General features: G+C 50.7%; 21 protein-coding genes and 2 pseudogenes. 20 read left to right on the top strand and 3 right to left on the bottom strand.

What is annotated here, in order from left to right:
• Window positions 1-82: 82 nt before the first annotated feature.
• Window positions 83-1,663, top strand: a complete 1,581-nt coding sequence (locus METLU_RS0110565) for a peptide chain release factor 3 (RefSeq protein WP_027158179.1) — start codon at window positions 83-85, stop codon at window positions 1,661-1,663.
• A 179-nt stretch (window positions 1,664-1,842) separates the two neighbouring features.
• Here the strand turns inward: METLU_RS0110565 and METLU_RS0110560 are convergent, their stop codons facing one another.
• Window positions 1,843-2,817 carry an integron integrase gene (locus tag METLU_RS0110560; protein ID WP_036243031.1) on the bottom strand — a complete coding sequence of 325 codons (975 nt, stop codon included), beginning with the start codon at window positions 2,815-2,817 and terminating at the stop codon, window positions 1,843-1,845.
• Window positions 2,818-2,938: 121 nt separating this feature from the next.
• Here METLU_RS0110560 and METLU_RS0110555 point away from each other — a divergent pair, with 121 nt between their 5' ends.
• The 19 genes from METLU_RS0110555 to istB all read left to right on the top strand — a co-directional run bounded on the left by METLU_RS0110555 (window position 2,939) and on the right by istB (window position 17,455).
• Window positions 2,939-3,241 (top strand): hypothetical protein, encoded by a 303-nt coding sequence (locus METLU_RS0110555; protein WP_027158177.1) that lies wholly within the window; start codon window positions 2,939-2,941, stop codon window positions 3,239-3,241.
• A 77-nt stretch (window positions 3,242-3,318) separates the two neighbouring features.
• Window positions 3,319-3,708 carry a GFA family protein gene (locus METLU_RS27315; protein ID WP_081679078.1) on the top strand — a complete coding sequence of 130 codons (390 nt, stop codon included), beginning with the start codon at window positions 3,319-3,321 and terminating at the stop codon, window positions 3,706-3,708.
• 78 nt (window positions 3,709-3,786) lie between these two features.
• A complete protein-coding gene (locus METLU_RS0110545) occupies window positions 3,787-4,200 on the top strand; it encodes a hypothetical protein (RefSeq protein WP_027158175.1) in 414 nt (137 codons plus the stop codon).
• A 130-nt stretch (window positions 4,201-4,330) separates the two neighbouring features.
• Entirely contained in the window at window positions 4,331-4,831 is a 501-nt protein-coding gene (locus METLU_RS0110540) for a hypothetical protein (protein WP_027158174.1), read from the top strand.
• Window positions 4,832-4,927: 96 nt separating this feature from the next.
• Window positions 4,928-5,323: a WapI family immunity protein gene (locus METLU_RS0110530; protein ID WP_027158173.1), complete on the top strand. Its 396-nt coding sequence runs from the start codon at window positions 4,928-4,930 to the stop codon at window positions 5,321-5,323.
• A 67-nt stretch (window positions 5,324-5,390) separates the two neighbouring features.
• Entirely contained in the window at window positions 5,391-5,783 is a 393-nt protein-coding gene (locus METLU_RS0110525) for a hypothetical protein (RefSeq protein ID WP_027158172.1), read from the top strand.
• A gap of 93 nt (window positions 5,784-5,876) precedes the next feature.
• Window positions 5,877-6,407 carry an AAA family ATPase gene (locus tag METLU_RS0110520; protein WP_036243029.1) on the top strand — a complete coding sequence of 177 codons (531 nt, stop codon included), beginning with the start codon at window positions 5,877-5,879 and terminating at the stop codon, window positions 6,405-6,407.
• Window positions 6,408-6,481: 74 nt separating this feature from the next.
• A complete protein-coding gene (locus METLU_RS0110515) occupies window positions 6,482-6,964 on the top strand; it encodes a hypothetical protein (protein WP_027158170.1) in 483 nt (160 codons plus the stop codon).
• Between the two features lie 154 nt (window positions 6,965-7,118).
• Window positions 7,119-7,496, top strand: coding sequence for a putative quinol monooxygenase (locus tag METLU_RS0110510; protein ID WP_051299876.1), 378 nt, complete (start codon window positions 7,119-7,121; stop codon window positions 7,494-7,496).
• 70 nt (window positions 7,497-7,566) lie between these two features.
• Window positions 7,567-7,992: a PaaI family thioesterase gene (locus METLU_RS0110505; RefSeq protein ID WP_027158168.1), complete on the top strand. Its 426-nt coding sequence runs from the start codon at window positions 7,567-7,569 to the stop codon at window positions 7,990-7,992.
• Window positions 7,993-8,074: 82 nt separating this feature from the next.
• A complete protein-coding gene (locus METLU_RS0110500) occupies window positions 8,075-8,707 on the top strand; it encodes a hypothetical protein (RefSeq protein ID WP_027158167.1) in 633 nt (210 codons plus the stop codon).
• Window positions 8,708-8,790: 83 nt separating this feature from the next.
• Window positions 8,791-9,078 (top strand): hypothetical protein, encoded by a 288-nt coding sequence (locus tag METLU_RS27895; RefSeq protein ID WP_196806531.1) that lies wholly within the window; start codon window positions 8,791-8,793, stop codon window positions 9,076-9,078.
• Window positions 9,079-9,084: 6 nt separating this feature from the next.
• Window positions 9,085-10,437 carry an IS1182 family transposase gene (locus METLU_RS0110495; RefSeq protein WP_027158166.1) on the top strand — a complete coding sequence of 451 codons (1,353 nt, stop codon included), beginning with the start codon at window positions 9,085-9,087 and terminating at the stop codon, window positions 10,435-10,437.
• A gap of 161 nt (window positions 10,438-10,598) precedes the next feature.
• On the top strand, window positions 10,599-11,618 hold the full coding sequence (locus METLU_RS28650) for an SEC-C metal-binding domain-containing protein (RefSeq protein WP_051299875.1): 1,020 nt from the start codon (window positions 10,599-10,601) through the stop codon (window positions 11,616-11,618).
• A gap of 171 nt (window positions 11,619-11,789) precedes the next feature.
• Complete coding sequence (locus METLU_RS0110485; RefSeq protein ID WP_027158165.1) at window positions 11,790-12,140, top strand: hypothetical protein; 351 nt, start codon at window positions 11,790-11,792, stop codon at window positions 12,138-12,140.
• 81 nt (window positions 12,141-12,221) lie between these two features.
• Window positions 12,222-12,845, top strand: coding sequence for a GNAT family N-acetyltransferase (locus tag METLU_RS25125; protein WP_196806530.1), 624 nt, complete (start codon window positions 12,222-12,224; stop codon window positions 12,843-12,845).
• Window positions 12,842-14,380, top strand: a complete 1,539-nt coding sequence (locus METLU_RS25120; protein ID WP_051299874.1) for an amidase — start codon at window positions 12,842-12,844, stop codon at window positions 14,378-14,380. The genes METLU_RS25125 and METLU_RS25120 overlap by 4 nt, the downstream gene beginning before the upstream one ends.
• Before the next feature lie 734 nt (window positions 14,381-15,114).
• Complete coding sequence (gene istA / locus METLU_RS0110460) at window positions 15,115-16,656, top strand: IS21 family transposase (RefSeq protein WP_027158164.1); 1,542 nt, start codon at window positions 15,115-15,117, stop codon at window positions 16,654-16,656.
• A gap of 43 nt (window positions 16,657-16,699) precedes the next feature.
• Complete coding sequence (istB, locus tag METLU_RS0110455) at window positions 16,700-17,455, top strand: IS21-like element helper ATPase IstB (RefSeq protein WP_027157889.1); 756 nt, start codon at window positions 16,700-16,702, stop codon at window positions 17,453-17,455.
• A 335-nt stretch (window positions 17,456-17,790) separates the two neighbouring features.
• Here istB and METLU_RS25110 read toward each other — a convergent pair.
• Window positions 17,791-18,968, bottom strand: a pseudogene (locus METLU_RS25110) (IS91 family transposase).
• A pseudogene (locus METLU_RS0110435) lies at window positions 18,965-19,872 on the bottom strand (tyrosine-type recombinase/integrase). Before METLU_RS0110435 ends, METLU_RS25110 begins: the two co-directional pseudogenes overlap by 4 nt.
• Window positions 19,873-19,942: the final 70 nt, after the last annotated feature.

Here is a 19,942-nt window from a genome sequence, read left to right as displayed (position 1 = left end):
ATGCATTATATTGAAAATACATCACATTGAATAATAAGTTATAATTGGCAGTTTTCTTAGCAAATTCCACTAAATCAAAGGCATGTCAGAATTACTTTCAGAACTGCGGCGTCGGCGCACATTCGCCATTATTTCACACCCTGACGCAGGTAAAACCACACTGACCGAAAAACTGTTGCTGTTCGGCGGCGCCATTCAGTTGGCCGGCTCCGTAAAAGGGCGAAAAGCCGCGCGCCATGCTACGTCTGACTGGATGGAAATGGAAAAGGAAAGGGGGATCTCCGTTACGACCTCGGTCATGCAGTTCGAGCATAAAGACTGCATTATCAATTTGCTTGACACCCCCGGGCACGAAGACTTCTCCGAGGACACCTACCGGACGCTGACGGCCGTCGATTCGGCTCTGATGGTCATAGACGTCGCCAAGGGTGTCGAGGAAAGAACCATCAACCTGATGGAAGTCTGCCGACTGCGTACAACGCCCATTCTGACCTTCATCAATAAGCTGGACCGGGAAGGGCGCGAGCCGATTGACTTGATGGACGAGGTCGAGGATGTCCTGAAAATCAATTGCGCGCCCATGACCTGGCCTATCGGCATGGGCAAGCGTTTTAAAGGGGTTTATCATCTGTACAAGGATGAAATTCATCTGTTTAGCCCGCAGCATGGCGGCAGAATCGCCGAAGCCGAAATCATAAAAGGCCTGGACAATCCGAAGCTGGATGAACTGCTGCAAGATCAGGCGCAAGAATTACGGGACGAAATCGACCTGGTGAAAGGCGCCAGCCACGAGTTCGATCTGGATGAATATCTGGCCGGCAGACAGACGCCCGTCTTTTTCGGTTCCGCCATCAACAACTTCGGCATTCTGGAATTGCTCGATGCGTTCGCCGAATATGCGCCATCGCCCAGACCGCGCGAAGCCATACAACGCGCCGTTTCGCCCGAAGAAGATAAATTCAGCGGCTTCGTATTCAAGGTCCAGGCCAATATGGACCCCGCGCACCGCGACCGCGTGGCCTTCCTGCGCGTCTGCTCCGGCAAGTTCGATAAAGGCATGAAGATCAACCATGTCCGCATCGGCAAAAACATTCAGGTCGCCAATGCGATCACGTTTCAGGCCGACACGCGCAAAAGCGTCGAGGAAGCCTATCCGGGCGATATCATCGGCTTGCACAATCACGGCACGATTCAGGTCGGCGATACCTTTACACAGGGCGAAGTCCTCAAATACGGCGGCATACCGTATTTCGCGCCGGAATTGTTCCGCCGCGTGGTGCTGAAAGACCCGCTGAGAGCTAAAGCCCTGCAAAAAGGCCTCGTGCAGTTGACCGAGGAAGGCGCGACGCAGTTATTCAGGCCGCTGAAAAACAATGATCTGATCCTGGGCGCTGTGGGCGTGCTGCAGTTCGACGTGACCGCCTACCGGTTGAAAGCCGAATACAACGTCGAATGCGTGTACGACGCCGTGTCTGTTTCGACGGTGCGCTGGGTCAGTTCGGACAAGCCCAGCAAACTGGAGGAGTTCAGGAATAAAGCTTTCGACAACCTGGCCGAAGACGGCGGCGGTTATCTGGTTTATCTGGCCAACAGTCGGGTCAACCTGCAACTGACTGAAGAACGCTGGCCTGATATTAAATTCAGCGCGACCAGAGAGCTATAAAGCAGCATAGTGATGAGCATGAAATAACTCAGGTTGTAGGTGCGAATTCACTTGTGCCCCAGAGGGTTTCGCACTGTGCAGATACTGGGAAAGTTAATTTATGCATGTTCCATAGTTTGCGGAATACGAGAGATCGAGCATGAGGAATCGTGGTTCCGCAAGCGCCTTCAAGCCACTTGCTAGAATTGATCCAGCGGACTGATAACGTCTTTGCCGCCTTTGTTCAAAACATGGGTGTAAATCATCGTCGTCGCCACGTCACTGTGGCCTAGCAACTCTTGCACCATACGAATATCGTAGCCGGCCTGCAGCATGTGCGTTGCAAAGCTGTGACGCAAAGTGTGCGGCGAAATCGACTTGGCGATATTCGTCGCCAAGGCCGCTTTTTTAACATACCGCTGTACCTGTTTTTCCTCAACATGATGACGGTGTTCAGTTTTGCCGCGAGGATCAACCGAATAAATTTTGGCGGCAAACACATACTGCCAGCCCCATTCCCTTGAAGCGTTGGGGTACTTGACTGCCAGGGCATCGGGCAGCCAGACATTTATCTTGCCCAGCGCCAAATCCTGCTCGTACCACTGTCGATGCAACGCCAATTGCGCATGCATCGCATCCAGCAAACTATCCGGCAACACCGTCACCCGATCCTTGGCGCCCTTGCCGTCGCGGATCAAAATCTCGCCGCGTTCAAAATCCACATCCTTCACCCGGAGGCGCACGCACTCTATCAAGCGCATGCCCGTACCGTACAGGAGATTGGCCATCAAGCCATGGATTCCGCTCATCCGCACCAATACAGCCCTCACCTCGGTGCGCGTCAACACATTCGGCAAACGTTGCGGCTGCTTGGCGCGCACGACATTATTCAGCCACGGCAAATCGATTAACAGCACCTCTTTATACAAAAACAGCAAACTGGATAAGGCTTGATTTTGCGTTGAGGCCGACACCTTTCCTTCCACTGCCAGATGCGTTAAAAAAGCTTCCACCTCTGACACTCCCATCTCTTGAGGATGGCGTTTCCCGTGAAACAGAATAAAACGCTTAATCCACTGCACATATTGCTTTTCGGTACGGATGCTATAGTGCTTGACACGGATACGCTCGCGGACCTGATCAAGGAGTTTTGGAGGGGTGTTTTGAGTTTGCATAAATAAGGTTGATATCAATATAGCGATTACTATAGAATCACGCCTAACGGATTGCGAGAGTGGCATTATACACCTGCGATTTCAATTTTATATACACCTGAGAAGGTGTCTACTTATCGTTATGTTGCAGAAGGATAAACAGCGGATGCAATGCAAACGCATTTCGTGGTGGTTTGTTGCCGTGGCGCCGATCATAGGGTTTGTAGCGCTAGAGGCTTGGTTTATCGCTGACGGATACAACGGCCATTGCGGGTTATTGGATGCTGACTGGGAATGCAGTAAGTCTGAATACATTTGGTATTCACTTTTTAATCCACTGGTTCTCCCAGTCCTTCTTATTTACTCTGTTGCCTGGCTCATAGTCGTTGGCATTGTTGCCGCCGTTGTTCGTGCATTTTGTAGGAGGCGGCATGCTGAAACATAACCTTGCGCTCAAGCGGGACGGCCGCTATCGCGTCCGCCCCTTAGCTTCACGTTATGCCTCATGGAGAGTTATGTGTAATGACTAAATACAACGGTTCGTGCCATTGCGGAAGGGTTCGCTTCGAGATTGAAGCTGAAATAGATCACGTGCGTGTTTGCGATTGCTCTATTTGTAAAAAACGTGGAGCCTTGAATCATCGGATTCCGAAAAAGAAACTAAATTTGCTTACCCCATGGGAAGACCTTGTTTTGTATCAATGGGGAAGCAAAACGGCGAAAGATTTCTTTTGTCCCACGTGTGGCATCCTTCCTTTCAGACGACCAAGTGATCCAACGCCTGAAGAAATTCTCGAAGGTTCGAAGCCTTTCGATGGATGGGCGGTCAATGTCCGGTGCTTGGAAGGTATAGATTTGGACTCGATTCCCATCAAAAAAGTGTATGGAAGTAAAATCAAACATCACGCATAACCCGGCGCTCAAGCCGACCCGCTTCCGCTACGCTCTAGCGGTCGGCTTAGCTCTGCGTTAGCCTTAAAGAAATTTAATATGCGAACTAATCTTGATCTATTTGTTATGCTTACTGGTCTTGGACTATTTTATTGGGGACTTAAAATACTTGTCGAGGAAGGTAAAAAACTTGATGTCAAGTATTTCGAACTTTCAAAGAAACAAAAAATGATGAATCCAATTGCGTTTCTTTTATACGTATCCCCATTTACCATTGCGTACTTGTTTATCGGCCAATACCCGCAATATGCGGTAGAGTCGCTTATGTTCTCACTTTTTTATTTGTTTGTAATTCTCGGTACGGTTTATTTACGCCAAGTGAAAAAATTAACTACTTTGGGGTATCCGTCGAGCTACATAAATAAGTTCAGAATAAGCCAAGTTTTAACTAATCTAGGCATTCTACTTATTATTGGGTTGCAGTTAATACGGTTGGTGCAAAGGCATGGCTAACATTGCGCTCAAGCGGGACCCGCCTTTTCGTGGCGGTTTTAAAGGTTTATTGTTTTTCCAGCTTCGGCGGCTTTGCTAGTCTTCCGTGAAAGGCGCGCCCCTTAGCTTTGCGTTATAAGTCATCCGCACTATGAGCTTCAGTTACCAACGTCAAAATCCTTATTTGGGAGCGCTTTTTTTCTTCGTTGCCAGGAAGAAATATTTAGACATGGCTGTAAGTGATGGTATGGCTGCCAATCTGGAGGCCCCGGATCAAAAGAAACTGGAACAAGAGCGCGGAGAAGAGATACTGCGGTCATGGGAGGTTGGTTACCAAAATGGGTACGCCGAGATGACTAATAAAATTTCACAGGCACTTTGGTCGTCCTTTTGGACTATGGTTGTCGTTAGCGCAGTTTCGCTTCTTGCGGCATTCTATTTACAGAAATTGAGTTTTTCCCTTCCATTCAACCCAAGCAAATTCGTTGCATATGTAGGCTCCGCATTGGTCGGGTGGGCGGCATTAATGGAACTTGGTGGGAATCTCCCGGTATGGGATGGAGGTTCGTTCCCACAGGAGGTACACACCGTCATTTTTAAGGCCATTTTCATACCAGGCGTCTTGGGTGTTCTCATGAGTATCGTAATATGACTCATAACAACGCCATAAACACGGACGGCAAAAAGCGTCGCTCCTTCGTCGCTATGCTTTTTGCCTCCGGTTATGGCGAACGTTAGCGAGCAAAGAATGAAGATCTCCGGCCACGGTCTTGAATCAATTTTTACTTTCTCCTCCCCAGACAGTGAGGGGTGGATGAAGACCATTGTTCAAATTCGTGCGCCTAAGTTTGAAGGCAACTTTTCATGCACGGTTGAAAAGAAGGAATGGAGTAGTTTCATTCAAACCCTAAGGTATCTCGAAGCATCGGTTGGGGAAAATGTCGAGGCTTCATGGGGTAACATGGAAGAAAATATTGAGTTCCACTTTGCGTTGCACAAAAACGGCGCGTTAGAGGTGGTGTACAAATTTAGCCCCGACAATTTCAGTCTTGGACCAACGCTTTCCGGTATGTTTACGGCTGATCAAACCTTTTTGCAAAGTTGGGTTAAGTCTGGTGAAGAGGTGCTAGAAAATGCCCGCTAACCCTGCGCTCAAGTGGACGCTCCGCTTCGCTGCGCACCCCTTAGCTTCACGTTAGCTGAATATGCCCATGAATAAGCTGCTAAAACGAATTGCTGGTCTGCTGGCGGCAGGCATCCTCGGAATTGTGGCGTTCTTCGGCTACATCTACTTCACTCTCGCGGATGACCCGTTCAATAATCGTGAGTTTGATCGGGAGGTGTGGGTTTCCTTCTACGAAAATATGGACCCAGATAATCCTCGTGGAGAAATGTACGAAGACTTAGTAGCGTCGCATTTGCGCAAGGGAATGAAAAGAATGGAAGTTGTCGCGCTGCTTGGAAAGCCTGATGTCGAAGACGTCAAAAACCTGCTCAGCTACAACCTTGGTATGTGGTCGGGGTTTCGTATCGACTATGACTCTCTGGATATCGCGTTGTCGGACGACGGAGTTTTGGTAGGGGTGCGTCGTGTTCAGCATTAAATCAGCTAACAACAGCGTCAACTCGGACGCCCAACTACGCTGCGCTACGTTGGGCGCCGGTTACGCTGGTCGTTATGTGGCAAAGGGTGAATCGTGAAATCTGAAAGGAATCATCTGTATATATTTTCGGGGTTACCTGGTACTGGAAAAACTACTCTAGCCAAGTCTCTTGCCAATCATGTAGAGGCAGTGTTCTTGAGAATTGATACCATCGAGCAAGGTATGCGTGATCTATGTGGTTTTAAGGTAGAGGGGGAGGGATATCGGCTGTCGTATCGAATAGCCGCTGATAATTTGATGCTCGGAAATAGTGTTGTAGCTGATTCTTGTAATCCAATAAAATTAACCCGGCGTGAGTGGCAGGAAGTCGCCCTTTCAAATAGTTCATTTTATACAAACATAGAAGTTATATGCTCAGATACAGAAGAGCATAAAAAAAGAATTAAAGAGAGGGAGTGTGATATTCCCGGTATGGATTTGCCGAGCTGGAAAGAAGTAGAAGAACGAGAATATGATTCCTGGGATGAGGGTAGAATACTAATCGATACTGCTCATAAAAATGCCAATGAAAGTTTCAATGAGTTGTTGGCTAAATTAAATATGCCACATAACAAGGCAAATTAACTCGGACCGCAAAAACCGCTACGCGCTTTTCGCGCCCGGTTATTTGCAACGTTAGGCTCCACGAAAAACGCTGCATGGAACAGAGAATATTCTATCGGTCAGATCCACGATTCTCTGCACATTTGCTCCTTTTGGGAATAATTGTGCTGGGAAGCGTATTGGTCGTAGCATTGGCGGCTGAAAGGTGGTGGAGCGCAATGATTGCGTCGTTTGGCTTTTTTACTTACGCATGGCGGAGATTATCTTACGGGCCAGTTGGCGAATCTCCTCTGATCGTGATCGGCCCAGAGGACATTGTATTTGACGATCGCGTTGTAATGGGCAAAAATGCATTTGCATTAACAGATTTGGAATCGATTCGCGTGGTTGGTCCGATCAGGGATCGGCGTATTCGGGTGCAAACCAAAGCGGGTGAGCGTCGGGATGTAATACGCTCTCTTGGAAAGGGACGAACGACAGAAGCTATTATCTTTTTGCGGGAATCTCTCCCAGCCTCCTTGCGGATAATTGAAGAGGAACCCCCAAACTGGTCGTCCATAGTTCGTGGTGACTTTTAGCCTAACATGGCGATCAACCGGAACCCGGCCTAGGGTTCTTTATCGGGTTTTGTGCAAGCTTGTAGGCTTGTGACTTCGGTTAAGCTCAGCGAAGGCCGGGGCCAGTTATCTTAAACGTTAGGCGGCGGGAAACTAACCATAGGAGGTATTGAAAATGATGAACGAGATCCAAGGCATAGCTAGGCTGAAGATTCATGATGGCAAGCTTGAAGAGTTCAAGCGAGTTTCTTCTCAATGTATGGAAGTGGCTCGAACGAAAGATACGGGCACATTGCAGTACGAGTTGTATTTCAACCAAGATCAGACTGAATGCCTCGTTCTCGAAAGGTATCGTGATTCGCAATCTCTAATGGAGCATCTCAGTAATATCGGCGCACTGATGGATGCCATGCTAAAGACGTGCACTGCATCTGGTGAGGTATGCGGTAATGCGCCGCCTGAGCTAGTCAAGGCGCTAGAGGGATCTCCTGTGCGACTGTTTACCCCGTACCAATCGCTGCAATTTGCATCTGCAGAGCAACCCGCCGCCTAACAATTTATTCAAGCGGGACGCGCTAAAGCGCGCCCCTTAATTTAACGTTATGTCTGAGGAGAAATCTGGCATGGATGTAATCGGGATCCCCTTCATTGAGAAGGTCGGCATATGCCGAACAGAGGAAGGCGTGCTTGAGTTGCCGTTCAGCGCCTCGATCCAAAACCACTTGAAAGGGGTTCACGCGAGCGCGCAGTTCGCACTTGCGGAGACGGCGAGCGGTGAAGCACTGCAACTGCTGTTTCCTGAGCTTGTCGGGAAAGCTATCCCATTACTGCGAGAATCGCATATCAAGTTTAAGAAGCCGGCGGGCAATGCTATTTTCGCGTTCCCTTCAGTATCGGAAGAAGCCGTTTTAGCCTTCAAAGAGCAGTTCGGGAAGAAACAGCGATCGTCTATTACGGTCAGCGTTGAAGTTAAGGACTCCGAACATGTGGTCACGTCCGTCGGCACATTTAACTGGTTCATCCAAGGCATGCCACATGAAAAGACATAACCAGTCGCTCCATCGGATGCCAAAAAGGCTAGCGCCTTTTCGGCGCCGCTGAGCTTCTCGTTATACCTAAAAGGAGCATCAATTGACCTGCACAGAAATAGTGTCGCGGCTAAAAGATCTCGTGCTATCTGGTGCAGCAATAACAGGTGCGGTTGTAGCTGTACAGGGTCTGGGTACTTGGCAACGTCAACTGAAGGGACAATCTGAGTACGAGTTGTCGCGGCGAATATTGGTGACAGTATTCAAATATAGAGATGCAATTAATGGCGTTAGGCATCCTGCCATGTGGGCATACGAAATGCCTTCACCCCCAGAGGATGAAGCAGCAAAAATGTCCCCCGAACAAATGCGATTCTACGGCACCTCTAAAGCCTACCAGGCAAGATGGGACAAAGTTCAAATAGAAAGGACATCGCTATATGCCGACCTTCTGGAAGCGGAAGCAATTTGGGGTGTCGAGCTGAAAGAACTATTCAAAAAGGTTTTCGATCTTGAACATGAGTTGTTTACGAGAATTCGCCACTACATTGAACTCATAAATCCAGATACCGCTGAAGCCTCAAAAGAGGCAATAAGAAATATAGATAAGAAAGCTCGAGATATTATGTATGACGATTTGAGCGATGAGCCGGATGAATACAAAAAAGATCTCGTTTCGGCAATCGAGAAAATAGAAAAGTATCTCAAGCCAAAACTGAGCCATGAAAATGTATAACACGGCGCTTCACCCGACCAAAAACCGCTATGCGGTTTTCGTCGGGTGAGCTAGGCGTTAGGCTTCAAAATTGAGATTTTAATTTGAGAAAAGTTTTTGCTACTGATTTAGGCATTTGGCCAGTTTTTCAAAATTTGAATAAAGTTTCTGATGCTATGGTTGCATCGAGCGAAATTAAACGCTCATTAGCTAATTACATCCTGCTTTATGACCAAATATTTATACCTACAGGTAATCTTCAAATACTGCCAGTTCTTCGTATTTTATTGGGTGAAGATATATTTGATGAGCTAGGAGTCTGTCGGACTTATCAGCATTTAAATCTCATCAGTTGTAAAATAGTGATGAGTTCAATCATTTTACCGCCATGATTTCTGATGAGTCGCTTTATTCAGTTTGATCGTAACCAACAGTATTTGCTTCCGCCGTCCGTGGACGAATGGTTGCCGGAAGACCACCTGGCACGCTTTATCGTCGAAGTGATCGATCAGCTCGATCTATCAAAACTGACAGGCCATTATTCTGGACGGGGTTCAGCGGCTTATCATCCGGCACTGCTGTTGGCCCTGCTGATCTATGGTTATGCGACCGGCACGTTCTCCAGTCGCAAGATCGAGCGGGCAACCTACGATTCAGTGGCGTTTCGGTTCATTGCTGCCAATCATCATCCCGATCATGACACCCTGGCTCATTTCCGCAAGACCTTTCTGGTGGAGTTGGAGGACTTGTTCGTACAAGTGCTGACACTGGCGCAGACGATGAAACTCGTCAAGCTGGGACAGATTTCGCTGGATGGTACCAAAATCAAGGCCAATGCCTCGAAGCACAAGGCCTTGTCCCATGGCCACATCGAAAAGCTGGAAGCGCAATTGCGTGAGGAAGTGCAGGCCCTGCTGAAAAAGGCAGCGGACGTTGATCAGGAAGAATTGGCCGACGGTATCGATTTGCCGGCGGAAGTCGCGCGTCGGGAAGATCGCTTGAAAGCCTTGGCGGAAGCCAAGGCCAAGATTGCCGAACGGGTTAAAGAACGGGACGAACAAGCCCAAAAAGACCACCAGGAGAGACTGGCTGACCGGGAGCGCCAGCGCCAGGCGGGCAAAAAACCCCGAGGCCAGGAGCCCAAGGCGCCCGAAACCGGCCCCCAAGCTAAGGACCAGATCAACCTGACCGACGAAGCATCGCGGATCATGCCGAGCAAGGACGGCTTCGTGCAGGGCTACAATGCCCAGGCGGCCGTCGATGTTGACAGCCTGCTGGTGGTTGCCGCCACGCTCAGCCAGCATACCAACGACAAGCGGCAAGTCGAGCCGATGCTGAAAGCGCTGAACGCCTTGCCGGACAGCCTCGGCAAGCCGGAAATGCTGCTGGCCGACAACGGCTACTTCAGCAAAGACAACATCCAGGCCTGTGTGGAGCAAAAAATTACACCCCTCATCGCGCTGGGCCGGGAAGCCCATCATCTGCCATTGGCGGAACGCCTGACGCCGGATGCACCGGAACCTGAAAGCGATGACCCGCTGGTCAAAATGGCCTGGAAACTCAAAACCCAGAGTGGCCGCACGCTTTATGGTAAACGCAAAAGCACGGTCGAGCCGGTATTTGGGATCATCAAACAGGTACTGGGCTTCCGCCAATTCTCGCTGAGAGGTCTTGATGCGGTAGCTGGTGAGTGGAAACTGGTGACTATGGCCTTCAATTTAAAGCGAATGCATGTGCTGGCGGCCGGATAACGGAAAAATAACCCGAAATAGCTCTTGGTTGGGCAGAACCGAAGACTCAATGCCGCCAATAATCCATATCGGTCAAATAAGAATCATAATACTGAACCCTGTCCGACAGACTCCTAGTAAAAAGTAATGTTCTAGTACTTGCTCGATATGATAAATGGTTTATGTATGGTGGAAATGGATTAAATTTTTTTTCTGTAGCGGATCAATATGGACAACATAATTCTAATCTTTTTAACTTATATTTTGCCCCTCTTGATGAGTGCATTGATACTGTATTAAGATTCTCAACCCCAATAGCAAATGCAGATAGAAAAAGAATTATTACTAACTTATTGCTTGATAAAGTAGTTTCAGTGACTTCAAATATTAAAGCTGAAACATTTGTAGCTGAAACTTATAGCGATATTAAAAGAAGTCCTTATTTAAGAAATTTTCTAAGCATCAGAAATAATGGAAGACCACTAAATAAACTAAAAGGAATCAAACCTAACCAAATAAGGATATATTCCCCTCATGCCGAAGAAGATAAATCTGAAATTGGGGCTGTTCTTCATGCTGCATTTGAAAATTTTGTATTAGGGATAAGTTCGGATTTGAAAGTTGACGAAATTACCGGAGACGATTACTCGCTTTCTCTCTTAAAAGCTAAAGGACAGCGCGTAGGTATGCCAATTGAAGGACAAAAAGCTTTTGCCCAAATTCAAGAAATTTTAGGAGTTCCTGATGTTGGATTGGCGTTTGCTGATAATAAAATTACAGCAGAACAACTTCTTGATTTACGAGAATTAAAATCTGCGGAAAACTTCAGAAAATGGCTAAGTACATTTCAGCCGCAAAACTCTCATGAGGATATTGTTAATGCTTTTAAAGATTCGTTAGAGCAAACTAGCATTGCAGATTCTTATCTCATGAAAACGCTTCGTTTTGTCATTACAACTGCTATTGGCGTACAAAGCACTCCAGCAGGTATTGCAGCATGTGCGCTAGATACATTTTGGTTAAATAAGTTGTTTCCAGATAAATCGCCTCGTCTGTTTCTTAAACAAATAAAATCAGTTGTAGTTAAAAGCGCCGAAAAAGAAAAAGTTGATGTTGCGCCACCTAACCAAAGTGGAAGAGACCGAAATAGACCTTGTTCATGCGGCAGTGGTAAAAAGTATAAAAAGTGTTGTGGCCTGTAGCCTGTCAATCAAACGGAATAACTGGGGTCAGAGTAAAGCTAAAAGCCTAACATGGCGCTCAAAGGGACGTGCCGCCTCATGGCGGTTTTAAAGCTTTGTAATTTATCAAGCTTTGGGGCTCCGCCCGCCTCCCGTGGGCGGCACGCCCCTTAGCTCTCAGAAGGACACACCATGAACTGGCTGAAGATGTCGGAATCTGAAATCCTAGCAATCGCCAATCCGATAATGGACAACCTCATGCAAGCCTCGACCGACATCGATCATGAGCGGCACATTAGAGACTTCACCGATCAATTAAAGGCAATTGTTACAAAAGAGAATCTGGAAGCGCAGTGCAAGGAATACCAAGCCAAACTCGGTTTCTTTGCGGAAAGGGAGTTCGTTGCAGTTTTTAGAAAGGAAACGGATGCCGCCATCTTCTGGAAACAGAAGTACACAAAATCCAACGGCGAGCACATAGCGTTTCTCCGTCTCATCAACGTCAATGGCAACATCTTGGTACAAAACGTATCTGTTACGTAATGAGAGCTAACAACGCCATCAACACGGACGTACAAAAGCGCCGCTTCGCTCTGCTTTTGCTCGCCGGTTATGGCGAACGTTATGCGTGAGGGAGAAATGGAGCAGATTGGCGCGACATCACGACTGCTGATTAGACCGCTTTCTCCGGGTGACGTGCCTGCACTGATGGAGATTCTTGGCGATCCAGAGGTCATGAAGCATTCGGTTTGTGGCGTGTGTGATGAGGTGGCTACCCGGAAATTCATAGAATGGTGCTCGGTGAGCTACAAGTCGCACGGAATCGGGCCCTGGGCGCTCATCGAAAAGGAAACTTCCGCTTTCATTGGTTTCTGCGGAGTTGGCCCTGAGCATGTCGGAGATAAGGAAGAAACCAGTCTTGGATATCGTCTAGCACGGCGATACTGGGGCAAAGGCCTCGCCACCGAGTCGGCGGGGGCAGGTCTCGCATATGCGTTCAGGGTAAAAGAGTGCGGGTCAGTGGTGGCAATTATCGAGCCCGCAAACATTGCCTCATTGCGAGTCGCCGAGAAAGCGGGATTCCGTAGCTTCAGGGAAGTGCGGTTTCATGGAAAGGAGGTGCGGTTGTATCGGATTACCCACGAAGAATGGAGCGAATCGCATAACACGTCGCGCTCCAGCCGACCTCGGGCCGCGATGCGCCCCTTGACGGCTGATCTTGGCGTTAGCGGCTATAGAAACCAATGAGCGGACTCTCGAACTACCAAGATTTTGATGCTTTAGGCCTTGCGGAATTAGTGCGCACGGGTCACGTTTCTTCACAGGAACTATTGCATGAAGCCAGGACGCGCCTGCACGCGGTAAATCCCACCCTCAATGCGGTTATCTGCTCGATGGATTCACTGGCAGACTCCTTGGTGGCAAAGACAGATCTCCATGCGCCTTTCTGTGGAGTTCCGTTTCTTGTAAAGGATTTGAGGCTGCCGTTTGCCGGTTATCCACTGTCAAACGGTAGCAATGCGATGAAGAGATTCATTCCCGATGCCAACAGCGGCATGGCCGACAGAATCATCCGGGCAGGTTTGGTTGTCTTCGGAAAGACCAACACATCGGAGCTTGGAGCATCGTCGCTTACCGCTCCCGCCGCTTTCGGTGAAACCAGAAATCCTTGGAATCCAAAGCTGAATTCGGGAGGGTCGAGTGGAGGCAGCTCTGCTGCGGTTGCCGCTAGAGTCGTTCCAATGGCCTATTCCAGCGATGGGGGCGGCTCAATCCGCTTTCCAGCCTCGTATTGCGGAATATTTGGCTTCAAACCCTCTCGCGGTCTGAACCGATTTGAAGACCTCAGCAAAGCATGGGGTGGCGCGGTCGTTAGCCATGTATCCACGTTGAGCGTCCGCGACAGTGCTGCCTATCTCGACGTGATGGTTGGTAATACCGATGCTGGATATTCGACACTCAGTCCACCGGAACATTCATCCCTTCACGCGGCGATGCAGACACCGCCCCGCATGAAGATTGGACTGATTACTCAGTCTCCAACAGGCACGCCCGTCCATGCGGATTGCATTTCCACAGCAGAGGCCGCAGCGAAATATTGCGAACAGCTAGGCCATCACATCGGCACCCCGATCTGGGGTTTCGATGGCAGCGAGCTGATGCGCGCCTTTTTGACCGTCGTTTTCCGATACACGGCGCGAGATGTCACCGATATGGCGCGTCTGATCGGGATGCAGGAGAAAAGCATGCCTATCGAGCTGAACACCCGATTCATGGCAACAGTTGGTAGCGGTATAGGTGACGAGCGCGTGGCTTGGGCCCTGGACGTGTGGAAGAAAGCCGCCAGCCGCATGTCCGAACTTCACAATGAGTACGACGTCATCCTGACGCCAACCGTAGCCACCCCGCCGCTTCCGTCCAATGCTCTTGATCCCAATCCCGTGGAACGGCTTGCAATCCGCTTTCTCGCTTCAACAGGGTTGGGAAGAAAAATTTGCTCCGACAAGTTTTTGGATTCTGTCATTCAGAAGTCCCTTTTCCAGACACCATATACCCCCATTGCCAATATGACAGGGCAACCAGCAATGTCCGTTCCTCTCTATTGGGATCGCAACAACCTGCCGCACGGCGCGCACTTCATGGCCGCAGAGGGCAATGACCGGCTTTTGTTCCAGCTTGCTGGACAACTAGAGACCGCACACCCTTGGCGCAGCACGGTACCGAACATGTTGCTAACCCATCATTCAACCGGATCTGCGCAAAGAGCCGCGCAGGCTGGTTAATTCCACATTATACCTCATGAGGGAAAGTGACGTGGCGAAAATAACCATCGAGCCAGGTGAAGCGAAGGAATCTACTTACTGTGAGTGCTGCGGTAACAAAACCGAGACAGTGTATGGCTTCGTATACAACAACAATGACGCTTACGCCGTCTACTTTGCCAGTTGGACAATCGGACACTTGGAGAGAGGCGTAACAATGGCTATCGGTCTCGGTGGATGGGCCGAAGGGGGCATACCAGATCAACGACGTTCCGTCGGCTTTGAGTGTCGAACAACAGAAGATCAAATTCAGTTTGCGGTCATTGACCCTGAACAGTCCCTTTGGGGGGCACAGAATTTCTAGGTCGCATGTTGCCTCGCGAAGCGGCTTTAAACGATTCAGCCATTAAAGAATTCTTTCATATTGCGGAGCACGTTGTACAAGATGATCCACGGGTATCGAGGTTCAAACGAATAAGGTTAGATTGTGTGAGCAAAGCGAACCACAATCTGAACCGGTTGTTGGACAAGCCCGGTTGCATATTCTGGCCCAACCTGAACACCTATTCTGATTCAATCTGAACACTGATTCTGAACGAAGTTGAACATTGATTCTGGTTTCAAGCTGAACACTTTTTGGAGCATTTCCAGAATCGGTGTTCAAGTTGCCGGAATGGCTGTTCAGATGGCCAGAATCCTTCCTAACGCATTGTTTTGTTAAACCTTAGTATCCTGTTCCGATTTTTGGAAAGGATATGTCAGCCCAACGAATTGCCATGCGAAAAATCAGAGAAGTTTTACGACTGCGTCTCAGTGCCGGATTGAGTATTCGGCAAATCAGCGCCGGCACCAAGATCAGTGTCGGCAGCATTCAAAACATCCTCAAGCTGGCCGAGCAGCATCAGCTCTGCTGGCCGCTGCCGGATGATCTGGATGACCAAGCCCTGGCGTTGAGGTTATATCCAGGATCCGATGCCCGGCCTGCCAGAAAATTTCAGCAGCCGGTGTGGTCGGAGATTCATCAGGANCTGANGAAAAAAGGCGTGACCAANCAGTTGCTGTGGGAAGAATATNCCCGACAGTATCCGAACCGCTGTTACAGCTACTCGCAGTTCTGCGCCCGCTATGCCGACTGGCTGAAGCGGCAGCAGCGCTCCATGCGGCAAATGCATCGGGCCGGCGACAAGCTGTTCATCGATTATGCCGGTCCGACCGTGCCCATCGTCTGCGCTGGCGGCGAGATCCGGCCGGCCAGTATCTTTGTCGCGGTGCTGGGCGCTTCCAGTTACACCTATGCCGAAGCCACCTGGAGCCAGAGTCTGCCGGACTGGCTAGGCAGCCATGTGCGGGCCTTCGAGTTTTTCGGCGGCTGTCCGGCGCTGCTGGTGCCCGATAATCTGAAAAGCGGGGTCAGCAAGGCTTGCCGCTATGAGCCGGAGCTCAATCCGGCCTATCAACAGCTGGCCGCCCATTACGGAGTGGCAGTGCTGCCGGCCCGGCCTTACAAGCCCAAAGACAAGGCCAAGGCCGAAGTCGGCGTGCAACTGGTCGAACGCTGGATCCTGGCCCGGCTGCGCCATCAGACGTTTTTCTCGCTGGCCGAACTGAATCAGTGCATTCGAGCCCTGCTGACCGAGCTGAACGATAAGCCGTTCAAGCAGTGGCCGGGCAGTCGCCGGCAATGGTTCGAGCAACTCGATCGGCCGGCGCTGGCACCGCTGCCGAAACACGCCTATCAGTATGTCGCGATCAAGACCGCCAGGGTCGCTATCGATTACCACGTCCAGTACGAGCACCACCTGTATTCAGTCCCGCATCATTGCGTCGGCGAACCGGTGGAGATTCATGCCGGCGAGCGCTTGATCGAGGTTTATTTTCTGAATCGGCGCATCGCCACCCATGTCCGCCAGTTCCATCCCGGCACCACAACAGAACCAGCGCATAGGCCGGAAAAACACGCCAGGCATCAACAATGGACGCCGGGACGGCTGATGAACTGGGCGCAATCGCTGGGGCCTGAGGTGCTGCGCTGGGTGAACGCTCAGTTAAACCGTCAACAGCATCCGGAACAGGCCTACCGCGTCTGCTTGGGTTTGCTGAATCTGCAGCGTAGCTATCCGCCCGAACGTTTGAACCGGGCCTGCGCCCTCGCCAATCGGGAGGGCCTGTATCGATTGAAAAACATCAAAGCCATTCTGCTCAGTCACCGNGATCAGTTACCGGATCCCATGTTTGTGCAAACCTCTTTACTTCCCCAGGATCATGAAAATATTCGCGGACCTGACAGTTTTCACTGAAGTCCGTTGCCCCATAAACGATTAACCCAAGGATTACCCAAAAATGATTGCACAAACCCTCAGCCAACTGCGGCAACTGAAACTGACCGGCATGGCCTCGGCCCTGCAAACGCAACAGGAGCAACCTGGCCCCTATGAAGGCCTGTCTTTTGCCGAACGCCTGCAACTGCTGGTCGACCAGGAAAACCAGGAACGCCAGCAACGCAAACAGGAACGACTGATCCGGACGGCCCAGTTTAAACTCAAAGCTCACGCATCAGGCATCGATTACCAGCATCCCCGGGGGTTGCAGCAAAGCCAAATGGCGGCATTGCTGCAGTGCGACTGGATCCGCAAAGCGCAGAACCTGTTGCTGACCGGCCCCTGCGGCAGCGGCAAGACTTATCTCGCTTGTGCGCTGGGTCATCAAGCTTGCTTGAAAGCGTACAGCGTGCGCTATGTCCGGCTCTCCCGCCTCATCCTGGCCCTGACCCAGGCCAAAGCCGACGGGAGTTACAGCAAACTGCTCAAAACCCTGGCCAACTTCGATTTGCTGATCATCGACGACTGGGGGTTGGAGCCGTTAAAAGCCGCCACCCGCAATGACTTAATGGAAATCATGGATGATCGGCATGACCAATCCGCCACCGCCATCCTCAGTCAATTGCCCACCGATCAATGGTATCAGTCGATCGGCGACAACACCCTGGCCGACGCCATTTTGGACCGGTTGGTGCACAACTCGCACCGGATCAATCTGAAAGGCGAATCGATGCGTAAAAAATTGAATTCCTTGACTCAAGTTGAACACTTGGGATAAAAATTCACTGCCACGGATGCGTTAGGATTTTAACTGTTCAAATTGTCCAGAATCGGTGTTCAAATAAATCAGAATACGCACCGGTGATACGGATCTGACTTTAATATAAGAAAATAGCTTTTCGGCGTTTGTGGGATGCGGTGGCTTGTCTGACGCGTTAAGGCTCAAAAACAAGCCAATAGGGTCGCCATGACGGCAATAACATCCGGAAAGGGATGCATTCAGGCGTATTAAGCCCCGAATTTGAGCCGAGCGCAGGCCTCGGCGCAAACATGCCGATTCAGGCCGGGCCGGAATGACGGATGGATTTACATAACCTGTTCCTTTCGGTTTCGCTAGCCCGTTGGCACTGCCAGCCTTATGGAGGAAGGCGGCATCTGCGTTTTGACAATGCGCATGTCACCGCCGCAGCACCGGCACTTGAGGCCAGGCCAGGGCCTGGTTCGGATTCACACCGAGCAGGACTTGCAGCAGGCGGATCAGGCGTTTGCTGTTGGGGTGTAAAAAGCCGAAATTGCGGGCCCGCCGAAAGCCCTTGGGCAAGACATGCCGAAGGATCAGCCACAGAAACTGGGCGCCGGGCAGGATTCGGGTGCGCCTCTGCCGGGTTTTGCTGTCCCGGTAACGGAAAGTCACCTGGCCGTCCCGGCAGGCGATAATAGCCTTTTCCTGAATGACGCCTTTGACAGGTTTTCGCTCCTGCAAAACCTGCATACACCACCTCCCTGTGGTTATAAAGATAGCGTCCGAGATAGACCAGCGCCTGGTCGCCGCGGCCGACGGACTTGACGTCGACGACCCATTTTTTGGGGACAGAAACCCGCTCCCTGCGGTTTCTGCACTCCCCACCTCCCTGTGGATCGTAACGGTCGGGCAGTGCCAGCCCTGCTTGTGCAATAGCCTCGAGCAGTTTGGCACGGAAGACTTTGGCCAGGGCCTTGTGATTGAACAGATAACCGGTTCTGTGCTGATCTTGGCCTTTTTTGGTGCGCCACAGCCGTTTGTTCGGGTCAATGGCCGCCGCCGGTATCACCAGATGCACATGGGGATGGTAATCAAGGCGGCGAGAATGGGTATGCAGCACGGTGATGGCGCCGGCGTTCCCCTGAAGCTGTGGGTCGTTTTGCGTGAAGGCTTTGACGGTCTCCCAGCTACAGCGGATCAGCAAGTCATACAGCGTGCGTTGCTGTTGCCAAGCCAGCGCTCTGAGTTCGTTGGGCAAGGTGAAGGTCACTAGAAAATACTCGGCCGGCACCTGCTTTTGCAGTTGGCGTTCCAGCCATTGCTGGCTTTCGTGCTGCTGGCAGTGGGGACAACTGCGATGACCGCAGGAATGCGGCACGTAGCGTTGGCTCTCGCAGTCATCGCATTGCGCCAGCATCACGGGACTGTGCGAGGTGCGGCAGTGCTTCATGGCGGCCAGCGCCTGACGGTGGCTGGGCAGTAGCAAGCTCTGATAACGTTCCAGAAATTCAGATTCAAAGGTTTCGATGATCGATGACAGCAGGATCATTTCACTTTCCCCCAGTCCAGGGCAAAGCCATTCATCAAGGTATTGGTCACCTGGTTGGCGTTCTGATTCGTGCCGTCGGTCAGATGGGTATAGCGGGCAGTGGTGAGGATACTATGGTGGCCGAGGATTTTCTGCACTTCCAGCAGATCGACGCCGGCTTCGATCAGATGCGTGGCATAGCTGTGACGTAGGCTGTGCGGGGAAATCTTTTTTTTAAGCCACAGTCTTGAGCCACCTTGCGTAGCGTCGTTTGTACGCCGCCGCGATCCAGAGGGGTGGTGGCACGGCATGCGCCTTTCAGGCCGCCATGGCGATTGGGAAACAGCAACACCGGGTTACGATGAACCTGCCAGAAGCGGCGCAGCAAGGACAATGTGGCCGCCGGCAGGGGCACCAGGCGATCCTTGTTGCCCTTGGCATCGCGGATATGCACGCGCTGACGTTCGGCGTCGATATCGCCCACCTGCAAGCGCAAGCCCTCGCCGAGGCGCAAACCCAAGCTGTAGACGGTGAAAAAGAAAACCCGGTAACTGAGCACATGGGTGGCCAGGAAAAGTTGCTGAGCCTCTCCCACGCTAACAATATCCGGCAAGCGTTGGGCCTTGGGCGGCTTGATCAGATGGGGGGCTGCCCAGGGTTTGCGCAGCACATGGGTATAATAGAACTTGAGGCCGTACAGATCGAGCTTGACCGCGCTCCAGGAATGCGATGTCAGCAAATCGGTAAAATAATCGGTCAACTGCGGTTCGGACAGGTCATCGATTTGTTCATCGAAATACTGACCGCTACGCCGGATGGCACGGGCGTAAGCCTCTATCGTCTTGGGCTGGAGCCCTTTGAGCTTAAGGTGTTTAAGATGGGTTTGATAATTGCGCTTGAAATCGGATTCGGATGATGATGTCATTGTCGAGTAACCTCATGATTCGTCGTGGAATGATCCCTCGCAGTGAGGGCTTGAGGTTACATTCTATAAA

It is taken from the genome of Methylobacter luteus IMV-B-3098, assembly GCF_000427625.1.
GTDB lineage: Bacteria > Pseudomonadota > Gammaproteobacteria > Methylococcales > Methylomonadaceae > Methylobacter > Methylobacter luteus.
Note: the sequence above shows the minus strand (reverse complement) of the source record. Positions and strands in the feature narration are given on the sequence as shown.